This is a genomic window from Arthrobacter subterraneus, assembly GCF_900099735.1.
GTDB classification, from domain to species: Bacteria; Actinomycetota; Actinomycetes; order Actinomycetales; family Micrococcaceae; genus Arthrobacter_D; species Arthrobacter_D subterraneus.
Genome location: NZ_FNDT01000012.1, coordinates 85,495 through 106,696 on the forward strand (window position 1 = coordinate 85,495; position 21,202 = coordinate 106,696).

Genomic DNA, 21,202 nt, shown 5'->3' on the forward strand with positions numbered 1-21,202 from the left:
CTCGGAATACTTGGGGAGAGAAAGGGAAGCAGGTACCCATGAACCATCAGAGCGAGCGCGCAAGGCGGCTTGAACGCATCTCCGAGTACCGTGCGGCCCGCCGCTCGGGAAACAGTGCCTCCGAGGCCAGGGAGCAGGTCGACGCCGGCGACGAGGACCAGGTCCGGATCACCGATTTCGCTGCCAAAGCGGACTTCGAGATCCGGCAGGCAACCGCCCGGGGTGACTTCGACAACCTCAAGTATGCGGGCAAACCCATCCCGGGACTCGGCACCTCACTCGATCCGGATTGGTGGGTCAAGGGCCTGATTGAACGGGAACAGCTCTCCGGGCTGGCTCCGGCGCCATTCCGGCTGAGAAAGGAAGACACCGAGCTGGACGGCATGCTCGACAGACAATTTCAGGAATCGAGAGTCCGCGAGATCCTCGAGGACTTCAACCGGCAGGTCATCGACGCGCGGCGGCAGCTCCTGGGCGGACCGCCCGTCGTCACAAAAACCCGTGACATTGAACAGGAAATAGCACGCTGGCGCGAACGCCGGGCCGTCCGCGCGGCTCAGGCGGCGGAAGTAGCCCCGCAGCAGGCGAGCCGCCCGCCGTGGTGGCGCCGTCGTCGTCGTCGTGGGTTGGGGTGACCGGTGCTAGTGTGCCGTCATGACTGAAGACATTGAGGAAAGCCTTGTGCGCAGGGAACTGCAGGATCTTGTCCTGGAAAGCGCACAGATCGAGGAGTTCCTCGATGGCATGGTCAAGATCGCCGCACGTGAGCTGACCGGGCTCACCGGCCAGGAAATCTATTCGGCAGTCACGCTCCTGCGGCCCAAACGCACGGCGACGGTTGCGAGCAGCAGCCGGGAGGCCAAGAACATGGATGAGGTGCAGTACGCCTTCAACGACGGACCCTGTCTGCGGGCGGCCCGGGAACATTACACGGTTGTGGTGGAGGATTTCCATACCGAGTCACGTTTCGGTGAGTACGCCCGGGCAGTGGAAAGCCATGGCCTGCGGTCCGCGATCGGTGTCCCGATTCTCCTGGAAGGTGAAGCCGACGCCGGCCTGGACCTCTACTGCAAGGAACCCAACGCGTTCAGCGCCGAAGCCATCGATGCTGCCGAGCAGTTTGCCCGCCGGGCATCCCGCTCGCTCCAGATCGCAGTCCGGGTCAGCTCACTGATGGAATCCCGGCAGCACCTGACGGCAGCGATGGAGAACCGCACCACCATCGATATTGCCGTGGGCATCATCATGGGCCAGAACCGCTGCAGCCAGGAAGAGGCCGTGAATATCCTGAAGGCCGCCTCCAGCGCACGGAACGTCAAGCTCCATGCCGTCGCCGCCGCGGTAGTTGAACAGGTCAACCAGTCAAGCGCCACCACGCATTTCGACGCCTAGACCGCAATCTCGGACAGTTCCGCATCCCGGAGCGCCGCCCGGTCCTGGCGGTACCGCACGTGCCCGGCGATCGCGACCACCGCGGAGAGCAGGGCGGAAATGGCGACTCCGACCCAGAGGTCGATCAGCAGGGCGAACCCGCCTGCCACCGCGCCGAGGCCAATCAGCAGGATTGCAAGCGCCCTGCGCGCCCAGAAGGCACCCTTGCCGCCGGCCAGCCGCGAGTCGGATGCCAGTCCGGTGATGGTCGAGGTGACGACGACGGTGGTGATCTCCGCGACCTTCAGCCGCTTGGCGGCGGCGGCCTGGATTCCCATCACCGTGGCGAGGGCTGAGGTGATGACGCTGCCCAGGATCTCGTCCGCGTTCACGTCCATGAAGCCGACGACGACGGCAATCGCCGTGGTGCCCACGGCCACCGAGCCGAACGCCACCGAGGTGCGCCCGGACCACCCGGCGGGCGCCTTGCGCAGCAGCCGGCCGGCGAGGACGGCTCCGACCATGAAGAAGAGCAGCGCGAGCGCGGGACGCAGTACGGGGAGATCGTCCCCGCCCGCTACAGCCATTCCCAGGAGCACCACGTTGCCGGTCATGTTTCCGGTGAAGACCCTGTCCAGCCCCAGGTATCCCACTGCATCGATCACTCCGGTAGAGAAGGTGAGGATCAGCATCAGGGTCAGATGGAGTCGGTCGGTTGTGGGCCGGGTGGCTGCCATGCGGGTCCCCTTATAAGGATGAGAAGCTTCAAGAAGAAAGACTGAGAGATGATCTTCGAACGAATGTATACGAAATCTCGTTATTACGCTATTTTGTATACAAAGCTACGAGCATCGACGAGAACGGACCAAAGATGACCTCCTTCACCACACCCGACTCCTTCACCACGCGTCCCACCCTCCAGGGCAGCTTCGGCATGAGTGCCTCGACCCACTGGCTGGCAACGGCGTCAGCCCAGGCGGTCCTGGAACGCGGCGGAAACGCGTTCGATGCCGCGGTCGCCGGAGCATTTGTGCTCCATGTTGTGGAACCGCACCTCAACGGACCCGGCGGCGACATGACCGGTGTCTTCGCGACCGCCGAAGACCCGTCCCGGCCAGTCGTGCTGATGGGTCAGGGACCCGCGCCGGCCGCCGCCACCCGTGAGCACTACCTCGCTGAGGGCCTTGAACTGGTCCCCGGCGCCGGTGCCCTCGCCGCTGCCGTTCCGGCCGCCGTCGACGCCTGGCTCCTGCTGCTCCGCGACCACGGCACCTGGGAACTGGGTGATGTCCTGGCGTTCGCCATCGGGTACGCCCGCAACGGGCACCCGATCGTGGGCCGGGTGGGCGCAACCATCAACGCCGTGAAGGACCTTTTCGCTGAGCACTGGCCTACCTCGGCGGCCCTGTGGATGCCGGAGGGCAGGATTCCCGCAGAGGGCGAGATCCTGAAGAACGAGGCGTACGCGTTGGTTCTCGACCGGCTGGTCGAGGCTGCCTCGGACGCACCGTCGAGGGAGGACCGGATCGACGCCGCCCGGCGTGAGTGGCGCGAGGGCTTTGTGGCCCAGGCCGCCGTCGAATTCATCAAGACCCCGCACCGTCATTCGTCCGGACAGGATCATGCCGGTGTCATGACGCTGGAGGACTTCGCCGGTTTCCAGGCCGGTTACGAGGAGGCCACCACCCTCGAGTTCCGCGGCTACACCATTGCGAAGACCGGGCCCTGGGGGCAGGGACCCGCCCTGCTGCAGACCCTCGCCATCCTGGACGGGTTCGACGACGACCGCCTGGATCCGTCCACCGCCCTCGGTGCGCACACCATCCTTGAAGCGCAGAAGCTTGCCATCGCCGACCGCGAGGCCTACTACGGTGACGCTGCGGTGCCGATGGATTACCTGTTGTCCGAGGAGTACGCCGCGGAGCGCCGGGCGCTGATCACCGACCAGGCCTCGGCCGAGTTCCGGCCGGGCAACGTCCCGGGACACACGCCGTTCATGCCGCCCTTGCGCACCGAGTACACGCCGCCGGCACTCGCCGGGGAGGCCGTCTTCGCCGGAGTCGGCGAACCCACCGTCTCCCGCAGCGGCGAGACCCGCGGTGACACCTGCCACATCGACGTTGTGGACCAATGGGGCAACATGGTGTCCGCGACGCCGTCCGGAGGCTGGCTGCAGTCATCCCCGACCGTCCCGGAACTGGGGTTCTGCCTCGGCTCCCGCCTGCAGATGACCTGGCTGGAGGAGGGTGCGCCGTCGTCGTTGGAACCGGGTAAACGGCCACGCACCACGCTGACGCCCACCCTCATCCTCAAGGACGGGAAGCCGGTGGTGGCGCTCGGATCGCCCGGCGGCGACCAGCAGGACCAGTGGCAGCTGCTGTATATCCTGCGCACCATCGTCGGCGGATACGCTCCGCAGCAGGCAATTGACGCACCGTCCCTGCACACGACGTCGATTCCGGGCTCGTTCTTCCCACGTACCTGGGAGCCCGGCGGCGCTGTGGTCGAGGACCGGCTGGGCGAGGACGTCATCACGGACCTTGAACTGCGCGGACATCAGGTCACACGTGCGGGGGACTGGGCGCTCGGCCGGCTCTCCTCGGTGGGCAGCGACCCGGAAACCGGCGTGCTGACGGCCGCAGCCAATCCACGGGGGGCACAGGGCTATGCAGCCGGCAGGTGATGAGGAGGCCGCGCCGAAACAGCGCGTCCAGGACGAAATCCGCAGGGACATCATTTTCGGCTCGCTGCCTCCGGGCACCCGGGTAACCGAGACTGCGCTCGCAACCAAGTACGGGATCTCCCGTGTTCCGGTCCGGGAGGCGCTGCGTGCACTGGAGGCGGAGGGCTTCGTTGAGTCGAAGCCCTACGCCGGGTCCACGGTGTCCAAAATCCCGGTCGATGACGCCGAGGATCTCTTCTTTGTCCGTGAGGCGCTGGAATCGGCGACAGCCCGCCGCGCCGCCCGCCGCGCGGCCGCTCAGTTCGATTCAGGCGCCCCGAGCTCGGAGTGGTGGAACGCACGGAAGCTGCTGGCCGGCATCCTCGACGAGGGCGACGCCGCAGTGGCCCAGAACCGCCTGGACCTGCTGCCGGAGCTCAACATCCGGTTTCACCTCGGTATTGCCGAGCTCAGCGGGAGCTCGTCGCTGACGGCACTGCTGCGCCAGATCGCCGGCAAGATCGAGTGGCTGTACGCGACCGACGTCGACAATCGCGGCAAGGAGTCCTGGGGCGAGCACCGGAGCATCATCGCAGCAATCGACGCCGGCAACTTCGCCGATGCGGAGAAGCTGATGGCCAACCACGTGCACCAGTCGAAGGAAGGCTACCTCGACCGCTTCTCAACGGAGCAGTCCTGACCCACCCCTGGTGAAGTTCTTGTCGCCGTTCTGCTGTTAAAACGCCTCCATAACAGCAGATAGGCGACAAAAACTTCCAAGGGTGCGGGGGTTAGAGGAACGGACGGAGCGGCGCCAGGATCGCTTCACTGGCTCGGGCCACCAGGTGGCGGCCCTCCCATTCCTCGATCGGCAGTTCACGGCAGTTGCTGCTGTCAATTTCGAAGATGCGTTCCATGGTTGAGGCCAGGTTCCGATCAAACATTTCGATGTTGATCTCGTAGTTCCCGGTCAGGCTCAGCCTGTCGATGTTCGCCGTTCCCACGGTGGACCATTCCCCGTCGACCGTTGCCGTCTTCGCGTGGATCATGGCGTTCTGGTACAGCAGGATCTTCACGCCGTCGCGCAGCAGCGCTGAGTAGAACCCGCGGGACAGCCAGTCGGAAACCACATGATTGGAGTCCTCGGGCAGGATGACCCGGACGTCCACGCCGCGCTTGCTGGCCCGCAGCAGGGCGTCAAGAATCTGCTGGTCCGGAATGAAGTATGCGGTGGTGATGTAGATGTGGCTGTGTGCACGGTTGATGGCGTCCAGGTACACCCCGCGGATCGGGAAGACGAGGTTCGCCGGAATGTTATTCACGGCCCGCAACCGCGGTTCCCAGAAATCGGCGCTGGTCTCCTCAAGGGGACGGTGACGCTGAGTGGGCGCAGCATTCCAGAACGCCACGAACGCCTGGCGCAGCTCCCAGACGGATTTGCCCTCGAGCTTCAGATGGGTATCGCGCCATTTGGAGGCGTAGAGGGAGCCGATGTTGTAGCCGCCGACATAGCCGATGGAATCGTCCACCACCATCACCTTGCGGTGGTCGAAACCCGTTCCCCGGATGTTCGTGAAAAGGATCGAGGGGCGCACCACTGGGAACCGGAACACCTCCACGTTCGGGTGGAACCGGTAGAAGGTCGGCGGGACCACCAGGTTCGCGAACCCGTCATAGATGACGTAGACCTTCACACCGCGGGCCGCGGCGTCGTTGAGCGCATCCTTGAACTGACGACCGATCGCGTCGCCCTTCCAGATGTATGTCTCCAGCATGATGGTGTGCCGGGCAGCCCGGATGGATGCCAGCATGTCCTCATACAGGTCATGACCGTAGGTGAAGACTGTGACCTCCGAGCCGGCCACCTCGGCGTCGAAAATGCCCGGATGCGGAAAACCGGGACGCTTGCTGCGCAGCTTCCGCTGGACCGCATCAATGAGAACGATGGCGGTGATCACCATTGCCTGCACCGCTGCGAATGCCATGGCCGCCCGCGCCAGCAACGAACGGGTCAGGGCAAACAGATGAAGACGGCGAAGAGTGCGCATAGAAAGAGCGTAGTGGGTATGGACCTAACGCTTCCTGAGGGCCGCCAGCAACCGGTGCTCCGCGTCTTCACCGGGCGCGATCCCGCCCGGGATCCTGAACAGGAAGAACATGCCGAGTACCCACCAGAGACCGAAGAGAATCCACGGTGGGGGAGTGAGCGCCGCGGGCATGCCGGGCAGATAGAGGCTCAACAGGGCTACGCAGAGAACGGCTGCTGCAATGCCGATGATCAATCCACCGTTGCCGGCGCCCCCGACGCGGAGCGGCCGGTCCATCGAGGGCTCACGCCGCCGCAGGATCACAAACACCACCGAAACCAGGATGTACGCGATCACAATGCTCGGCGCGCCGGAGTCAACCAGCCACACCAGCATGGACTCGCCGAAGAACGGAGCGAGGAAGGACAGCCCACCGATGAACATCAGGGCATTGGCCGGCGTGCGGTAGGTGGGGTGCAGCTTGCCGAACCAGGCGGGCAGCATGCCGGAGCGCGCCATCGAGTACATCAGCCGCGAGGCCCCCAGCAGCAGCGAATTCCACGAGGTGAGGATGCCCGCGATACCTCCGGCGATCAGTACCTTGGCCATCAGGTCGCTGCCGAAGAGCGCACCCATCGCATCGGCGGTGGCGATATCGGCCTCCACAATCTCGTTCGCGGGCATGGCCGACGACGTCGTCAGGATGGTCATCACGTACCAGACGGTCGCCATGAGCACGGCGACCACCACGAGCTTGCCGATCTGGCGGGCAGGGATTTTCACTTCCTCGGCTGACTGCGGGATCACGTCGAACCCTACGAAGAGGAACGGAACCACCACCAGGACCGCGAAGAACCCGGCGGACCCGCCCGTGAACAGCGGCTCCATATTGCGGGCCGAGCCGCCCGTGAATGACCCGAAAATAAGGATCAACCCGATGAGGAGGAGGAAGAGCACCACGAAGGTCTGCGCGACACCGGCCAGCTTGACCCCGCGGATGTTGATGAACGTGATGACGACGGCGGCCAGCGCACCGACGAGTGCCCAGGTCAGGAACACCTGGCTGCCGGCCACCTCCCACAGCGGGATCTGGTTCAGCCCGGGGAACAGGTACAGCGCCGTCCGCGGCAGTGCCACCGCCTCAAACGCGACGATCGTGACGTACCCGCCCGTGATCGCCCAGGAACCGATGAAGGACCAGCGTGGCCCCATGCCGCGCAGGATGAAGTTGTGCTCTCCGCCGGCCTTGGGCATGGCTGCGGTCAGTTCGGCGTAGGTCAGGCCAACCACACCCATGATGACGCCGCCGGCCACCATGGCCAGGGTTGCGCCCATGGTGCCGGCAGAGCCGATCCAGCCGCCGGTCAACACCACCCAGCCGAAACCGATCATCGCGCCGAACCCCAGTGCGAGCGCATCCCAGTTGCCCAGGACCTTCAGCAGGGATGCATCCTCTGCCCCCGCCGTCGTCCGCTGTTCTGCCATGAGTGTTGCCCCTCTCGCGCGGCCGGCGGTACCGGCTCAATCAACAAGCGTGAGATGAGCTTAGTACCGTGGTGCCGCCGCGGACAGGGACTGGCAGCAGTAATTACGACGGCGATGCCACCCGTGCCGGCGGATTGTGGCCTGGGCAGATCCAGGCGACACCGCCGGCGGCAATCCGCCGCCGGAGGTCCTCGGTGCTGCGGGCGGCGAGCGGGTTGTCGCTGTTGAGCGCGCTGTAGAAGCGTTTGATTGTCCCGTCCCGCTCAGCGCGGACGGCATCGCCCGAGAACAGCACGTCGCCGAGCTGGAAGGCCATGTGCCCCGGGGTATGTCCGGGGAGGGGGAAGGTCCTGAGTCCCTCGAAGAGCTCGCGCTCGCCGTCGAGCTCGGTGACGGAATCGGGCAGCTCGACCGGGGCTGCCCGGAACAGTGCCCGGCGTAAACGCGTGGGAGGCGGCACCTCGCGGCGCAGGATCGCCGCGTCCGCCGCACCGAGCCACACGGTGGCCCCCAGTTCGCGCTGGAGGCGGAGCGCACTCTGGGCGTGGTCGGCGTCGTAATGGGTGAGCAGAATATCCGTCACCTGTCCCACGATCGGAGCGGCGTCGCGCAGTTCGCCCTGCAGGGCGTCGCAGCCGCCGGCCATCCCGGGATCGACGACGGCGGTGTGCCCGGGAGTGCGCAGCAGGTATCCGTTGGCTCCCCTGGAGCGCTGGAGCTGATAGCAATTACCCGTGATGGTGCGCATGCCGTGCCTCTTTCTCGCTTCTGGTAGGCCTCAGCGTAATGGTGCGCCGGCGGAGCGCGATACGGCTAGTCGTCCTCGCGGTCCTCTTGCTGCTTCTGCCGTTCCTTTTCTTCTTTTTCCGCCTGCTTCCGGGCTTCTTCCGCCGCTTCCGCCGCTTCCTCCGCAGCCTTCCGTTCCCGGTCGCTTTGGGTTTCCCCGGGATCCCTGCTGTCTTCCTTACCGCCCTTGGCGGGCGCGGTGAAAGTCGGCACCGGTGCCGGTTCGGCCGGAGGCACCGGCGCAGGCGCAGGTGCAGGCGCCGGCGCCGGCGTTTCGGTCTGGATCGAGGCGACAAAGGCGTCGATGTTGTCCTGGATACGCAGGGCGCGGCCCTGAGTCACGGCACCGGAATCCTCGGCTGCCTGGACCTCGGCCCTGAGGGCGTCGGCCTGGCTCAGCGCACCGTCGAGGTTCCCTTCCTGCGTCAATGTTGCGAGCTCCCGGACCTGCCGCTGGAGCGACTCGGACGTGGCCGGGTCCAGGGCCTGGGCGCCACCGCAGGCGCTCAGCGCCGGCAACATCAGCGCGAGGGCGAGAACCAGCCGGTTCGGTCTCATGGCTGCACGCTTTCGTAGAGTTCGGTCAACCGTTCGCCCGGAACCCCGGGTACGGATGGCAGCGGTTCCGGCGCCGGGGTGGGAGCAAAGAGTCCTGACAGCATCACACCCAGCAGCACCAGAACCAGTACGACGACGACGGCGCCCGCCGCCAGCCAGCGCCGGCTACGCGGGGGAGACTTCCGTTGTGTGGGCCTGCCCGGCCGTGCCGGCTTCCGTTCCGCAGTTCTGCCCGCACGGCTGTCCGGGTGGCTGCCCGGCCGGCTGGCCGGCTCCGGCTGCCGGGTTGGCTGCTCGTTCAGCCCCAGGACGAAGGCCCTTCGGGTCGACTGGGGATCCTGGGCGGCCCCCGGCAGGACCCTGGTCTCGGGCCCTGGATCACCGGCCGGAAGCGGCTCCTCGAGGAAAGCGTTGCGCTGCGCTGCCAGGATGCCGGCCACCTCGGCGGCGGAAGGGCGTTCACCAGCGGTGCCTGCGGTCATGCGTGAGATGAGGTCGCGCCAGGCAGGATTGACCGAGGCGGGGATTGCGGGAGCGCGGTGCAGGCGTGCGAGCGCGGTTTCGAGTCCGCGGCCCTCGAAAGCGGGTTCGCCCGTCAGGCATTCCAGCAGAACCAGGCCGAGGGCATAGAGGTCCGTGGCGGCACCGACCGCTTCACCGCGAGCCTGCTCGGGGCTGAAGTAGGCGGCCGTGCCGATGGTTTCACCGGTGGCCGTGAGCCGGTCGCTGTCCATCTGCCGGGCGATCCCGAAGTCGGTCAGGACGTAGCCGAAGCGGCCGGATGACGGCTCGGCCTCGCGGCTGAGGATGTTGGAAGGCTTCACATCACGGTGGGTGATGCCCTTCGCATGGACATAGGCCAGGGCGCGCGACACGTCGTGACCGATGGCCCAGGTCTGTTCCGGGCCCAGCGGACCGCTGCGCAGCAGTCGGTGGAGATCGGGCCCGTCAACCAGGTCCATGACCACCCAGCCCGAACTGGCAGAGTGACCGACGTCGTGCACCTTGACCAGGCCCGGATGGTCAAGGCTTGCCAGGAGGCGAGCCTCGGCGCGTTCGCGTTCTGTGGGGCGGTCTTCTGGCCGGCCGCGGAAAAGCTTGATGGCGACGTCCCGGTCGAGCAGTTGGTCGTGGCCCCGGCGGACCTCCGCCATGCCGCCGCTGCCGAGAAGGTCACCCACGGTGTAGCGCCCGTCCAACACGTCCCCGGCGGGGTCACTGCTGCGCCACGCGGTGCTGGAAGGTGCGGAGGCCGGGGCGGGCATCCTGCCGGGCGGAGGGGGAAGCTGCATGTCAGGCACCTCCTCATTGTCCGCCGTCGTCGTCCTTTCATGAAAGCGCACAGTTCAGCCGGGCTCAAGACTAGAACCCAGGTTCTCACGACACTCTCATCTCCAGCTGACGGCGTGCGGAGATTTCTGTGGCGAGTGCAGTTCCAGCGGCCAGGACTGCATCCACCACGGGCACGCTGGACCGGCGGCGAAGTTCGGCGGCCACGCCCATGCTGGTGAGCCCTGTGCAGGCCTGAAGGATCACGTCGACGTCGGCATTCAGGAGGCGTTCGGCAGCACGATAGGTCTCGAACACTCCGGAGGGCGTGAGCAGGTCGCTGGTTGTGAGGACGCCATGCGGCGACTCAGCGGCGAGCAGATGGCGTCCGAGGACGCGGCTCACCGCGCCGGGTGTGGCTGAATTGAGTGTCAGAACGCCAACCCGAGTGCCGAGCGAGAGCGCAGCGGCAGCCCCTGCAGAGCCGGCTCCGACCACGGGCACTGACAGAGTCTCCCGGAGCTCATCGAGCGCGGGATCGGAGGAACAGCTGATCAGGATGCCGTCAACCTCGCGGGAAAGGGAATCGGCAACCGAACGCACCTTGGGTGCGGCGGCGTCGTGGCTTGCGTCGTCATGGATGCCGTGCGGTTGGTCGGCGACCGCCCGGGAGGTGACGCGGTGGCCGGTCGCATCGCGCACAACCCGCCCGTGCGCATTGAGCAGACGCCTGTCTGTGGTGCTGAGAACCCTGATCAGTCCGATGTGTGCCATGGTGCCTTCCGGGATGGGCGGTCCGCCTACACAGCAACTCTCGCCGGGCACGGTTTCCACGGTGTTTCCCGGTCGTTAGCATCACAAGAAAAAGGGAGGGCGCGTTCAAACGCACCCTCCCTTTCCGCTGCCGTGGTTCAGCCGAGCAGGCCGCCCAGCCCGCCACCGAGCTTGCCGAGGAGATCCTGCGGATTGATGCCGAGCTTCTCCAGCAGGCCCGAGTCGCGTTCGGTGTCGACCTGGTCAGGCAGTTCCTGCTCTGCCTGCTGGGCCTTGTCCTGGTCTCCCTGGTTTCTCAGGAGGTCAATGATCTGCTGCTTGTCGATATTCATGCTGAGTTTCCTTTCTTTCGCGGGTCAGTGAACCGGTATGAATCAGCGGAAACGGGGAGCGTTGGGATCCTCCGGCCGGGTCGCCGCATGGCTGCCGGAGGTGTCCGCCGTCTGGGTGCGTGCCTTTGCATCCTGGGCAGCGCTCTTCAGCTGCTCCGTCGGCCGGGGTGAGGACTGCGCCTCGGCCTTGACGCGGGGTGCTTCTGCTTCAGCCTTGTTCAGGTAGTGCTCCCAACGCTGGGACATCGGCTTGATGAGCCCGCCGCCGACACCCACGACAATCACGCCGACAATTGCGGTCAGTACGGCGATGAGGATGGGCGTGGTAACCGTGGTGGCGATCTCAACCTGGTTGAGTGCCGCGATGATCCCGATGCCCAGAATGAAGACGCTTGCGATATTGGCAAGGATCTTCCCGTAGGAGAGGCCACCGAGCGTGCCCTGGATAAGGTTCTTCACCGCTGCAGCGATGGCGGCCGCGATGATGACGATGATGATGGCCACAATGATCTTCGGCAGGAACGCGATGATTCCTTCGAGCAGGTCGCTCACCGGGTTCGGCCCAAAGACCCCGAACGCGAACTGGAGCACAAACAGCACCAGCGCGTAATACACGATTTTGGCGATGATGTCGCTGGCATCCAGTGACGACTTCGCGAGTGCCTTCTTGACGCCGCCGCGCTCTACGACCCGGTCAAAACCTACGCGCTCAAGCAGCTTCTCCAGCGCTTTGGCGATCGCTTTGGCAATGATGAGCCCGACGATCAGGATGACGAGGAACAACAACAGCTTCGGTACGAACTCGATCACCGACGCGAGACCGCTTCTCAGTGTTTCTTCCATGGAATCTCCCTCTGTGAAGCTTCGCGAACCTGGATGGCATCGCGAGGCCGCCAATCCGCCGTAACGTCTGCCCGGCGGGGTGCACGTCTCCCACAGTAGGCACACTTCAGGGAAATAGAAAGGTTGCTTGGTATTAAATTTTCCGTGGCGGCGGGTGAATTCAGGGGTGCCGGACGCCGGATCCCTGCAGGACCGCCCGGTAGCCTTCCCGGTAGGTCGGGTACGCGAACCTGAAGCCTGTGCTGCCGAGGAGCGCATTGCTGCAGCGCTTGCCCGTGGCCGGGAGCGCGGGATCCGGTGCCGCTCCGGCCTGCAGCTGCACCCCCATTTCGGCGGCGAGGAATTCCTGCACGTCGGACAGCAGCGCGGGTTCGGCATCGGTCCCGAGGTAGGCGGGAGCAGGAGCGTCGAGCCCCGCGAGGTGCACAATCGCCGCGGCTGCGTCATCCCGGTGGATGCGGTTGGTCCAGTGCGGTGCCCCGCGGCTTACTTTTCCGCTGCGGACCTGGTCGATCAGCCGCGTTCGGCCCGGCCCATAGATGCCGGAGAGCCGCAGCAGCACGGACTGCGGCGCACGCTCGGCCAGCATCTTCTCAGTGTCCGCCAGGACCGCGCCGGTGGCGGTGGAAGGCGCGGGCGGGCTGTCCTCGCTGACCCATCCGCCGTCGTCGTTCCCGTGCACTGCGGTGGAGGAGATGAAGATGATCCGCCGCGGCACTACGCCGTCCCGGGCCAACGCATCCAGCAGGTTGGCGGTGCCGTCCTGGTAGGTGGCGCGGTAGGCGGCTTCGGTCCGGCCGTCGGCTGTGAGCGCAATGACCACGACGTCGGTGTCGGATGGGATGGGTGGGAGATCGCCGGTGAGGTCCACCGGGACTCCCTCGATCTGCGCCGGCAGCTTCCCGGGCGACCGCCGCCAGCCCACCACCCGGTGTCCGGACTCCGCAAAACCAAGTCCGGCCTGGGTGCCGAGATCTCCGCAGCCTGCAATCAAAACGGTCATGCTTTGAGCTTCCCACATGTACTCTGCGTGCCAGACTGGAGCGCATGCCCACCCGATTGCTGATCATCGCCGACACCCACCTGCCCCGACGCGCCAGGCGCCTGCCGCCGGCGGTGTGGGAGGCGGCAGAGGCAGTGGATGTCGTCGTCCACGCCGGCGACTGGGTAACCGTTGAGCTCCTCGATGAACTGGAACGCCGCACGCAGCGCCTCATCGGCGTGTACGGCAACAACGACGGCCCGGACCTCCGCGAACGGCTGCCGGAAACCGCCCGTGCCGAGATCGACGGGGTGCGGTTCGTCGTGATCCACGAGACCGGGGCAGCGGCAGGCCGGGAAAAGCGGATGGACGCTGCGTTCGATGACGCGGAGGTGCTGGTCTTCGGGCACAGCCACATCCCGTGGGACACCACAACGCCGGGGGGAATGCGGCTGCTCAATCCCGGATCCCCGACGGACCGCCGCCGACAGCCCGCCTGCACCTACCTCACTGCAGAGACCGACGACGGCGCCCTCACCGCCGTGAGGCTGCATGAAGTCACCCTCCGGTGAGGTCGGAAACCGGTGATGCAGGGAACTGCCCTTCTGATCCGGTCCGCCGGTTGGTAGGAATAAGGGAGAGAGAATTGCCGACTACGAAGGAGTTGCCGTCATGAGTTGCGCTACGAGGCCTATGCGGGCGAGGGGGCTGGCCGCCGTCGTCGTTGCTGTTGTGCTGGCATTGACGGGGTGTACCGCTCCAGAGGAACCGGAACAGGAGAACGGCACCGCGGTTTCATCTGCCACAGCGGCGCCCGGTGGGAATGACGGCAATGCCGGCGGACCGCCCGACGCAGTGGATATCCCGCAGATTATCGACGACGTCCAGCCCTCCGTGGTGACCATCTTCCTTGAGCGAGGAGGATTGGGCAGCGGCGTAATTTACAGCGAGGACGGACTGATCATCACCAACGAGCATGTTGTCCGCGGTGCGGAGGAAGTCCAGGTTGCCTTCGCCGACGGCCAGCGTGTTGCCGGCACGGTGGTGGCCTCCGATGTGGTCACGGACCTCGCGCTGGTGCAGGCGGACCGGACCGGACTTCCGCCGGCCGAGTTCCAGACGGAATTGCCGGAGGTGGGGGAGCTTGCTGTGGTGATCGGCAGTCCGCTGGGCTTCGAGAACACAGCCACGGCGGGGATCATTTCCGGTCTGCACCGGGAGATTCCCGGGTCAGCAACCAACAGTGCATCGCTCGTGGACCTTGTACAGACCGACGCGGCAATCAGCCCCGGCAATTCCGGAGGCGCACTGGTTAACAGCCGGGGCCAGGTGGTCGGGATCAGCGAGGCCTACATTCCGCCGCAGGCGGGCGCGGTATCGCTAGGTTTCGCGATTCCGGCAGGCACGGCCGTTGAGGTTGTCGAGGAACTGCTTGAGGACGGATCCGCCGAGCACGCTTTCCTTGGACTGGCGCCCCGGACCGTGACGCCGCAGATTGCCCAGCAACTGGGTGTCAGCGCGGAACAGGGTGTTGTGGTTCTCGCGGTGGAAAACGGCGGTCCCGCTGACGAGGCCGGGATCCGGGCCGGAGACATCCTGGTGTCCCTGGACGGTGAACCGCTGGCCAGCGCGGAGCAGCTGCTGGCGGCGCTGCGCGCGTTCAATCCCGGGGAGACGGTCACCGCGGAGCTGATCCGCGAGGGCGAGAACTCGGAAGTCGATATTGTCCTCGGCGAGCGGCCGGTGCGGAACGGCTGAGCCTTGAGCTCTCAGGCCTCAGTCGCGTCCCGGCTCAGTGGTCCGGTTCAGCATGAAGGACAGCGCGAAGGCCAGGATGGCGGCGGCGAAGAGGACAAACTTCGCCGTCGTCAAAAAGCTTGCGAAGTCCACTTCCGAGGAGGAGATGTCAGGGGACGCAAACGCGGCCTCAAGTGCCAGGTTCTCGGCGATATCGACTGCCGCATAGAGCACGGCAACGGCGTAGAACGGCCAGCGGAGAGGGGTCTGCCCGCCGAATCTCCGGACCAGCAGGATGATGAGCGCTGCAAAGGCCACCAGAAACACCAGATCCCAGAAATAATGCACACTCTGGTAGCGCTCCACCAGCGGTGCGTCCAGGAGGCGGCGGACGGACTCCACATAACCGGCGTCGTACCCGCCGATCATGGTGTCGGGGAGCTGGATACCGACGGCCTGCTGCACCGACTGAAGCTGCAGCCAGCCGAGTGCCAGTGAAACCACCGACACGGCAGCCGCGGCGATAATCAGCCATGCTGCGGGACGCCTTGATCCGGTGCGTTCGGGGTTGTCGACGTTCCTGCGCCTGTCTCTTCTGGTGTCTGCCATGTCTCCCATTCCCCGGTGATGGGGCTGAGCAGCCCCGCGGTGCGGTTGGTTCAGTGGCGGCGCCCGGCGGCCTTGACCGCCGGCGCCACTTCGACACTAAGGGGGCTTATCAGCGGCCACAACGCGGCGTAATAGGTTTGTGACCGGCCAGGCGCTGGCGGGACTTCCCGTCTCCTGCTGCTGGAAGCGGGGCCATCGGCGCGGTGACGGGGATCGGAACAGGTTCAGGAAGATCCACCGTCCCGCCGCGGCGGCGCGGATTGTTATTTCCGCGTTATGTGGCCGCGAAGGCAGGGGCCACGCACTTCAGCGGGTCAGCTTCTCGACCGCCTTGCGTGCCCGGTCAACCTCGCGGGCTGCTTCCTTCGCCGTGCGCTCTGCTTCCGTGCGCTCGCGTGCTGCATCATCGGCGTCGTCGTCGATGACGTCGATGTCCTGCTCCAGCGCCCGGATCCGCTTCCGCAGGTCCTTCACCTGTTGGGCGAGTGACTCACGGTCCCGGTCGAGCTGCTCCACCCGCTCCCGGGCACGCTTCAGCGCCGCCGCTGCTTCCTCGGAGCGGTCCTCAGCGTCCTCCAGATCTGCCCGTGCCTCGGCTGCCGGGTCCGCTTCCGGCTCGGCGTCGCTGTGCCCATCCGCCGCCGATCCGGCGGCCGGTCCGCCGGAATCGAAGGGGCCGCCCACGGCGCCCGACAGATCCACAGCTTCCCAGCCGCTCGCCTCCAGTGCCCGGACCAGGCGTCCGGTGGAGACGGCGGCGGCAGCACCGGCGTCGGCCATTGCCGCTTTCAGTGTCTGCTCCACTTCCAGCGCGGTAGCGGGGCTGGGCGGATGGCCCAGCTCCCCGGCGAGGGCCGCGCCGTCCTTGACGAGCGCCGAGATGAGGTGCTGGCGCTGGGTGCCCAGTTTCTTCAGCTCGCCCCGGTCCAGCTGCTCCTGGGCCTCGCGCATCGCGGCACCGAGTGTGAGCGCCTCCCGCAGCTGGTCACCCCGGTGCACGGTCATCATATTGAGCACCCAGGCGGACGCAGACGGTTTGCGCAGTGCACGCACATCCCTGGCCAGCGCTTTATCATCCAGATTTTTGGCGCGCTCATTACGGGCAGCAGTGAAGGCGTCCAGAGTCTGTGCATACAGCTCGGACGCGATGTCGGCGAGGTCAGTCACTGTAGGTGGATCCGCAACCCTTACTGCAGGGGCGGGACGGAAGGACCCGGTTCGGGAATCGGCCGATCGGGCGAGGGGCCGGGCCCGGGCTCCGGCGGAACGTTGGGGGTGTCCGGTCCAGGATCGGGAATCGGGTACGGCGAGGGGGAGGGCTGCGGTTCGGGCGCGGGTTCACCGGGAGGCCGCGGCTGCGACGGGTCGGGGTGCGGTTCATGAGGCGGTGGGATGGACATTCCGGTTACCTTCTCTCCATCGGCGGGTGCGCTCAGGAGCAACAGTACGCCGGACGCTGCGGGTGGGGAATAAGCGGCGCCCGGCTGTGCTTGTTACTTCTGGCTGCGCACACTCCTGCGCGCCTTTTCAGTTTCTTCAGGGGGATTTTGTGCCGCAGCACACGGACAAACGCACGCAGGCCGACGACGGCGCAACACCGGTCCCGGAGGCCGGTATTCCGGCCCGCGACCGGCTGGTCATTTCCCTGCTCCTGGTCTCCGCCTTTGTGGTCATCCTCAACGAGACCATCATGGGGGTCGCGCTCCCGCGCCTCATGGACGACCTCCAGATCACTGCTTCCGCCGGCCAATGGCTGACGACGGCGTTCATGCTCACCATGGCCGTGGTTATCCCGATCACGGGCTTTCTCATCCAGCGCTTCAACACGCGGCCGGTCTTCCTTGCCGCGATGACCCTCTTCAGCCTGGGCACCCTGGTGTCGGCCATGGCACCCGGATTCGGAATGCTGCTCGTCGGCAGGGTGATCCAGGCGGGCGGAACAGCGATCATGATGCCGCTGCTGATGACCACCGTGATGACCCTGGTGCCGCCGTCCTCGCGAGGCAAGACCATGGGCAACATCTCGATCGTCATCTCCGTCGCTCCCGCGATCGGCCCCACCATCTCGGGCGTCATCCTCAGCGTGCTCGACTGGCGCTGGATGTTCTGGCTGGTGCTCCCCATCGCGGTCGGTTCGCTGGTTCTTGGCGGCATCCGGATCCAGAACGTCACCACGCCGCGCCGCACTCCGATCGACGTGCTCTCGGTCATCCTCTCGGCGTTTGCCTTCGGCGGCATTGTCTACGGGCTGAGCCAGTTCGGGGAGGGTTCCGGCGGATCCGGGGTGCCGAGCTGGCTGCCGCTCCTCGTGGGCCTCGTGGGCCTGGCCTGCTTCATTGTGCGGCAACTGGTGCTGCAGCGCCGGGACCGGGCGCTGCTCGATTTGCGGACGTTCCTTTCGCGTACCTTCACCGTGTCCATTCTTGTGCTCGCCATCAGCATGATGGCCCTGTTCGGAACGATCATTCTGCTGCCCATCTACCTGCAGGACGTTCTGGGCCTCGAGCCTGCCGCTGCCGGTCTGATGCTGCTGCCCGGCGGGCTCGCCATGGGTCTGCTCGGTCCGGTGGTGGGGCGCGTGTTTGACCGTCACGGCCCCCGTGTCCTGGTGGTTCCGGGTTCTCTCCTCGTCGCCTCCGCGTTCTGGGGACTCACGCTCGTGGACGTTTCAACACCCGTTCCGCTGGTTCTTGCCGCCCACGTGGTCTTGAGCATCGGACTTGCCGGAATGTTCACCCCGCTCTTCACCTCCGCCCTCGGCTCGGTGGGGCCGCACCTCTATTCCCATGCCAGTGCGGTGGTCGGCACCATCCAGCAGTTGGCGGGTGCGGCGGGAATTGCGCTTTTTGTCTCCGTCATGACGCTGCAGACCGGTGCGCTGGTGGAGGCGGGCAGCGCCGAGGTGCCTGCACTGGCGGGCGGAATCCGGATGGCGTTCCTGTGTGGAGCGGTAATCTTCCTGTTTGCGGTGGTGGCCGCCCTCTTTGTCCGGAAGCCGGCGGCGCCCGGCCTTCCGCCGTCGTCATCAGTGCACGACGGCGACAACGCAGCAGCCGCTCCGCTGGCACACTAGGGTCATGTCCTTCTTCACCCCGCCGCCGGTCCTCACCACACCACGGCTGCGGCTGGAACCGCTGGGTCCGCAGCATCTGGAGGAGACCTGGGCTGGGCTGCAGAACCCGGAGTCACGGCGCCTTACCGGCACCCACGCGAACTTCACCCGGCGCCAGGCGGAGGAGTGGCTCGCCGGGCTGGCAGCCACCGACGGGCGTGCGGACTGGGCAATTGTCCTCGCTTCGGACGGCAGCCACATCGGCGAAGTGGTGCTGAACGACTACGACGAGGACAACTCGTCCATCGGTTTCCGGATCGCGCTGAATGCGGACGCCCGGTTCGGGCAGGGCTACGGTACGGAGGCAACCCGGGCTGTTGTCGGGCATGCCTTCGACGTCATCGGAGTGCACCGCATCGGCCTGGAGGTGTACGCGTTCAACCCTCGCGCGCAGCGGGTGTACCAGAAGGTTGGGTTCCGGGTTGAGGGGCGGCTGCGGGACGCACTGCACTGGAACGGCGAGTGGATTGACGCCGTGGTGATGGGAATGCTGAAAACCGACCCGCGGCCCTGATCACGGTGTAGCATTCAGCCATTTCCCGGACAAAATTTCCTGGACAAAGGAGTCTGCGTCATGACCAAGTATCTGATCTCATTTCCGAGCGCGGCCATGGTGGTCCCCGAGGAAGGACTGCAGGCCCTTTCCGACGCGGCGCGCGCGGTGGTGCGGGAGGCCAAGGACGCCGGTGTGTGGGTGTTCGGCGGAGGCATCAATGAGAGCATTCCGCCGGTTATGGTCGACGGCGCTGGGACCGTCATAGAGGGCACGTACCCGCAGACACGTCAGATGGAGGGCGGTTATTCCGTGCTGGAACTGCCCTCGTACGAGGCGGCCCTCGAGTGGGCGGCTAGATTCGCTGCCGCCTGCCGATGCGCCCAGGAGGTGCGTGCGTTCCAGTACGATCCCGAGAGCTGAGCTGAGCTGAGCTGAGCTGAGCTGAGCTGAGCTGAGCTGAGCTGAGCTGAGCGGGGCGCTGGGCTTGGGGCGCTCGCGCATTACCTCCGGCGTCTGATCCGAAGGTCCGGCCGGGTTGAGCTGGTCTGATAGATCACTCTGGTTGCCGACGTTCGGAGCTCCTTCTGGGTTGGGCCGAGTCGAGCTGATCTGAGCGCTGGCGGAGACTCGGGCGTCGGCACTCGAGGATCCCTTTGGTCGGATCCGAAAATGTCAGTGGCGGGTGGTTGAGTGGTTTGTATGGAGAAGGGGACCGCGGAGAGGGTTGGGAGTGCCCGTCAGCCGGTGTGTGGCGGGGCGTATGCCGGGGGCGTCTATGCGGCGGAGCTTGAGCGGGCGTATGCGGAGGCGTGCGGGGAGTGGCCGGAGGGTGAGGTTGGCCTTGATTGGGCGGAGGAGGGGCTCAACGAGTACGGGATTGATGAGCATGCCCGGGCGCGGGTGGAAGAGGCGGTCCCGTCGACGCTGCTCTACCGACTGGAGGAAGGATCCCCGGCCCGGGCGCGGAGGTGCCAGACGTTGGGTGACACCCTGGATTTGTTGCGGGCCGCGGACCGGTTGGCGTCGTGGGTCGCTGCCCGGCAGGCGGTGTTGCTGGCGCAGGTCCTGGACCGGGTCCAGGACCAGGAACATGTCCTACTGACCGGGAGAGCAGACCCAGGCGCGGGCCGGGATGGAGGTGCGGGGTTGGGGTTCATGTTGGCGGCGCAGGAGATTGCCCCGTTGTTGCGGGTGCCGGGGCGGACGGCCCAGCGGATGCTCGGCGATGCGGTGCGTCTGACGCGGGAGTTGCCGGGGACGTGGAAGGCGTTGGAGGAGGGCCGGGTCAGTCCGGTGCAGGCGCAGGTCCTGGTGGAGGAATCCGGGTCCCTCCCGGTCGAAGCCCTACCCGGTTTTGAGGAGGCGGTCCTGGACGCCGCTGGCGGGTTGACCCGCCCGAAACTGGCACGCCGGTGCCGGCGGGTCCGCGAAGAGCTACACCCCGAGACCATCACCGCCCGGAGGGTGCGGGCGGTGCAGGACCGTTGCGTGAGTGTTCAGCCGGAGCAGGACGGGATGGCGTGGCTGGGCGCGTACCTGCCCGCGGAGCAGGCGCACGGGATTTTCAACCGGGTCGACGCCGCCGCCCGCTCCCTCCAAGGACCCACTGAGGCCAGGACGCTGTCTCAACTCCGCGCGGATGTGTTCGCTGATGTGCTGACCCACACCTGTGCCGGGGACGTGAAGAAAGGCACCGGGTTCCGCGGCATCGGGGCGAGCGTGTTCGTCACCGTCCCCGTCATGACCCTCCTGGGACATAAGCGAAGCGACTGGCAAAACCACCCGACAGACACGGAACACGGCACCGGGGCAGGTGCCCGGAGCATCAAGGGCTCCGGCGGAAACAGCGCGGAACGTAGCGGCGGCACTGGCCTTGACCCCGGGGCTGGCGTCCCCGCCGACGTGAATGTTGGTGCTGCCGCTGGCGTCGCCGGCGCAGTTGTCCCGGACCTAACCGGGTGTGAGAACGGGTTGCTGGACGGGTACGGTCCGATTGACCCGGAGACCGCGCGGAGCCTTTCCGCGCATGCGCCGAGTTTCACCCGGATCCTGGTCCACCCGGAAGAGGGTGTTTCATTGAGTGTGTAAGGGGTCCGGCCTGATGTGATGGTGTGGCCGCTGGTTTCACCATCTGAGAGGACGGCCCTTTTGGGCGAGAA

General features: G+C 66.2%; 22 protein-coding genes. 10 read left to right on the plus strand and 12 right to left on the minus strand.

Annotated features, from left to right (window positions below; translation table 11 throughout):
• Positions 1-38: 38 nt before the first annotated feature.
• Complete coding sequence (locus BLS52_RS12935; protein WP_090587250.1) at positions 39-635, plus strand: DnaJ family domain-containing protein; 597 nt, start codon at positions 39-41, stop codon at positions 633-635.
• 19 nt (positions 636-654) lie between these two features.
• Complete coding sequence (locus tag BLS52_RS12940; RefSeq protein WP_090587252.1) at positions 655-1,392, plus strand: GAF and ANTAR domain-containing protein; 738 nt, start codon at positions 655-657, stop codon at positions 1,390-1,392.
• Here the strand turns inward: BLS52_RS12940 and BLS52_RS12945 are convergent.
• Complete coding sequence (locus tag BLS52_RS12945; protein ID WP_090587253.1) at positions 1,389-2,108, minus strand: YoaK family protein; 720 nt, start codon at positions 2,106-2,108, stop codon at positions 1,389-1,391. The two genes, BLS52_RS12940 and BLS52_RS12945, sit on opposite strands and share 4 nt — an antisense overlap.
• A gap of 134 nt (positions 2,109-2,242) precedes the next feature.
• Between BLS52_RS12945 and BLS52_RS12950 the strand changes: the two genes are divergently transcribed.
• Both BLS52_RS12950 and BLS52_RS12955 read left to right on the plus strand, forming a co-directional pair.
• Complete coding sequence (locus BLS52_RS12950; protein ID WP_090587255.1) at positions 2,243-4,054, plus strand: gamma-glutamyltransferase family protein; 1,812 nt, start codon at positions 2,243-2,245, stop codon at positions 4,052-4,054.
• Complete coding sequence (locus BLS52_RS12955; RefSeq protein WP_090587256.1) at positions 4,038-4,733, plus strand: GntR family transcriptional regulator; 696 nt, start codon at positions 4,038-4,040, stop codon at positions 4,731-4,733. Before BLS52_RS12950 ends, BLS52_RS12955 begins: the two co-directional genes overlap by 17 nt.
• A gap of 91 nt (positions 4,734-4,824) precedes the next feature.
• Here BLS52_RS12955 and BLS52_RS12960 read toward each other — a convergent pair whose 3' ends face one another.
• From BLS52_RS12960 to BLS52_RS13000, 9 genes are all read right to left on the minus strand, one after another.
• Complete coding sequence (locus BLS52_RS12960; protein WP_245702861.1) at positions 4,825-6,081, minus strand: phospholipase D-like domain-containing protein; 1,257 nt, start codon at positions 6,079-6,081, stop codon at positions 4,825-4,827.
• A gap of 24 nt (positions 6,082-6,105) precedes the next feature.
• The gene (locus tag BLS52_RS12965; protein ID WP_090587258.1) at positions 6,106-7,545 is read right to left on the minus strand and encodes an APC family permease; all 1,440 of its coding nucleotides are present in this window, start codon (positions 7,543-7,545) and stop codon (positions 6,106-6,108) included.
• Between the two features lie 103 nt (positions 7,546-7,648).
• Positions 7,649-8,293 carry an MBL fold metallo-hydrolase gene (locus tag BLS52_RS12970; protein WP_090587259.1) on the minus strand — a complete coding sequence of 215 codons (645 nt, stop codon included), beginning with the start codon at positions 8,291-8,293 and terminating at the stop codon, positions 7,649-7,651.
• Positions 8,294-8,358: 65 nt separating this feature from the next.
• The gene (locus tag BLS52_RS12975; protein ID WP_090587261.1) at positions 8,359-8,889 is read right to left on the minus strand and encodes a hypothetical protein; all 531 of its coding nucleotides are present in this window, start codon (positions 8,887-8,889) and stop codon (positions 8,359-8,361) included.
• A complete protein-coding gene (locus BLS52_RS12980) occupies positions 8,886-10,181 on the minus strand; it encodes a serine/threonine-protein kinase (RefSeq protein WP_090587262.1) in 1,296 nt (431 codons plus the stop codon). Before BLS52_RS12980 ends, BLS52_RS12975 begins: the two co-directional genes overlap by 4 nt.
• 85 nt (positions 10,182-10,266) lie before the next feature.
• On the minus strand, positions 10,267-10,932 hold the full coding sequence (locus tag BLS52_RS12985; protein ID WP_035779152.1) for an aspartate/glutamate racemase family protein: 666 nt from the start codon (positions 10,930-10,932) through the stop codon (positions 10,267-10,269).
• Between the two features lie 137 nt (positions 10,933-11,069).
• Positions 11,070-11,264 (minus strand): hypothetical protein, encoded by a 195-nt coding sequence (locus BLS52_RS12990; protein WP_026545596.1) that lies wholly within the window; start codon positions 11,262-11,264, stop codon positions 11,070-11,072.
• A gap of 42 nt (positions 11,265-11,306) precedes the next feature.
• The gene (locus BLS52_RS12995; protein ID WP_084033785.1) at positions 11,307-12,107 is read right to left on the minus strand and encodes a mechanosensitive ion channel family protein; all 801 of its coding nucleotides are present in this window, start codon (positions 12,105-12,107) and stop codon (positions 11,307-11,309) included.
• 160 nt (positions 12,108-12,267) lie between these two features.
• Complete coding sequence (locus tag BLS52_RS13000; RefSeq protein WP_090587264.1) at positions 12,268-13,110, minus strand: NAD-dependent epimerase/dehydratase family protein; 843 nt, start codon at positions 13,108-13,110, stop codon at positions 12,268-12,270.
• 44 nt (positions 13,111-13,154) lie between these two features.
• On the opposite strand from BLS52_RS13000, the gene BLS52_RS13005 reads away from it, so the two are divergent.
• Both BLS52_RS13005 and BLS52_RS13010 read left to right on the plus strand, forming a co-directional pair.
• The gene (locus BLS52_RS13005; protein ID WP_090587266.1) at positions 13,155-13,661 is read left to right on the plus strand and encodes a metallophosphoesterase family protein; all 507 of its coding nucleotides are present in this window, start codon (positions 13,155-13,157) and stop codon (positions 13,659-13,661) included.
• A gap of 100 nt (positions 13,662-13,761) precedes the next feature.
• Complete coding sequence (locus BLS52_RS13010; protein ID WP_090587268.1) at positions 13,762-14,847, plus strand: S1C family serine protease; 1,086 nt, start codon at positions 13,762-13,764, stop codon at positions 14,845-14,847.
• A gap of 18 nt (positions 14,848-14,865) precedes the next feature.
• On the opposite strand, the gene BLS52_RS13015 is transcribed toward BLS52_RS13010, so the two are convergent.
• Together BLS52_RS13015 and BLS52_RS13020 are read right to left on the minus strand one after the other, a co-directional pair.
• Positions 14,866-15,435, minus strand: a complete 570-nt coding sequence (locus BLS52_RS13015) for a hypothetical protein (protein ID WP_090587269.1) — start codon at positions 15,433-15,435, stop codon at positions 14,866-14,868.
• A 306-nt stretch (positions 15,436-15,741) separates the two neighbouring features.
• Positions 15,742-16,602 (minus strand): hypothetical protein, encoded by an 861-nt coding sequence (locus tag BLS52_RS13020; RefSeq protein ID WP_090587271.1) that lies wholly within the window; start codon positions 16,600-16,602, stop codon positions 15,742-15,744.
• A gap of 382 nt (positions 16,603-16,984) precedes the next feature.
• On the opposite strand from BLS52_RS13020, the gene BLS52_RS13030 reads away from it, so the two are divergent.
• The 4 genes from BLS52_RS13030 (at position 16,985) to BLS52_RS13045 (ending at position 21,131) form a co-directional block, all read left to right on the plus strand.
• Positions 16,985-18,508 carry an MDR family MFS transporter gene (locus BLS52_RS13030; protein ID WP_425425041.1) on the plus strand — a complete coding sequence of 508 codons (1,524 nt, stop codon included), beginning with the start codon at positions 16,985-16,987 and terminating at the stop codon, positions 18,506-18,508.
• A 4-nt stretch (positions 18,509-18,512) separates the two neighbouring features.
• Positions 18,513-19,061, plus strand: coding sequence for a GNAT family N-acetyltransferase (locus BLS52_RS13035; RefSeq protein ID WP_090587272.1), 549 nt, complete (start codon positions 18,513-18,515; stop codon positions 19,059-19,061).
• 60 nt (positions 19,062-19,121) lie between these two features.
• Positions 19,122-19,463 (plus strand): YciI family protein, encoded by a 342-nt coding sequence (locus tag BLS52_RS13040; RefSeq protein ID WP_026545603.1) that lies wholly within the window; start codon positions 19,122-19,124, stop codon positions 19,461-19,463.
• A gap of 279 nt (positions 19,464-19,742) precedes the next feature.
• Positions 19,743-21,131, plus strand: coding sequence for a DUF222 domain-containing protein (locus BLS52_RS13045; protein ID WP_090587273.1), 1,389 nt, complete (start codon positions 19,743-19,745; stop codon positions 21,129-21,131).
• Positions 21,132-21,202: the final 71 nt, after the last annotated feature.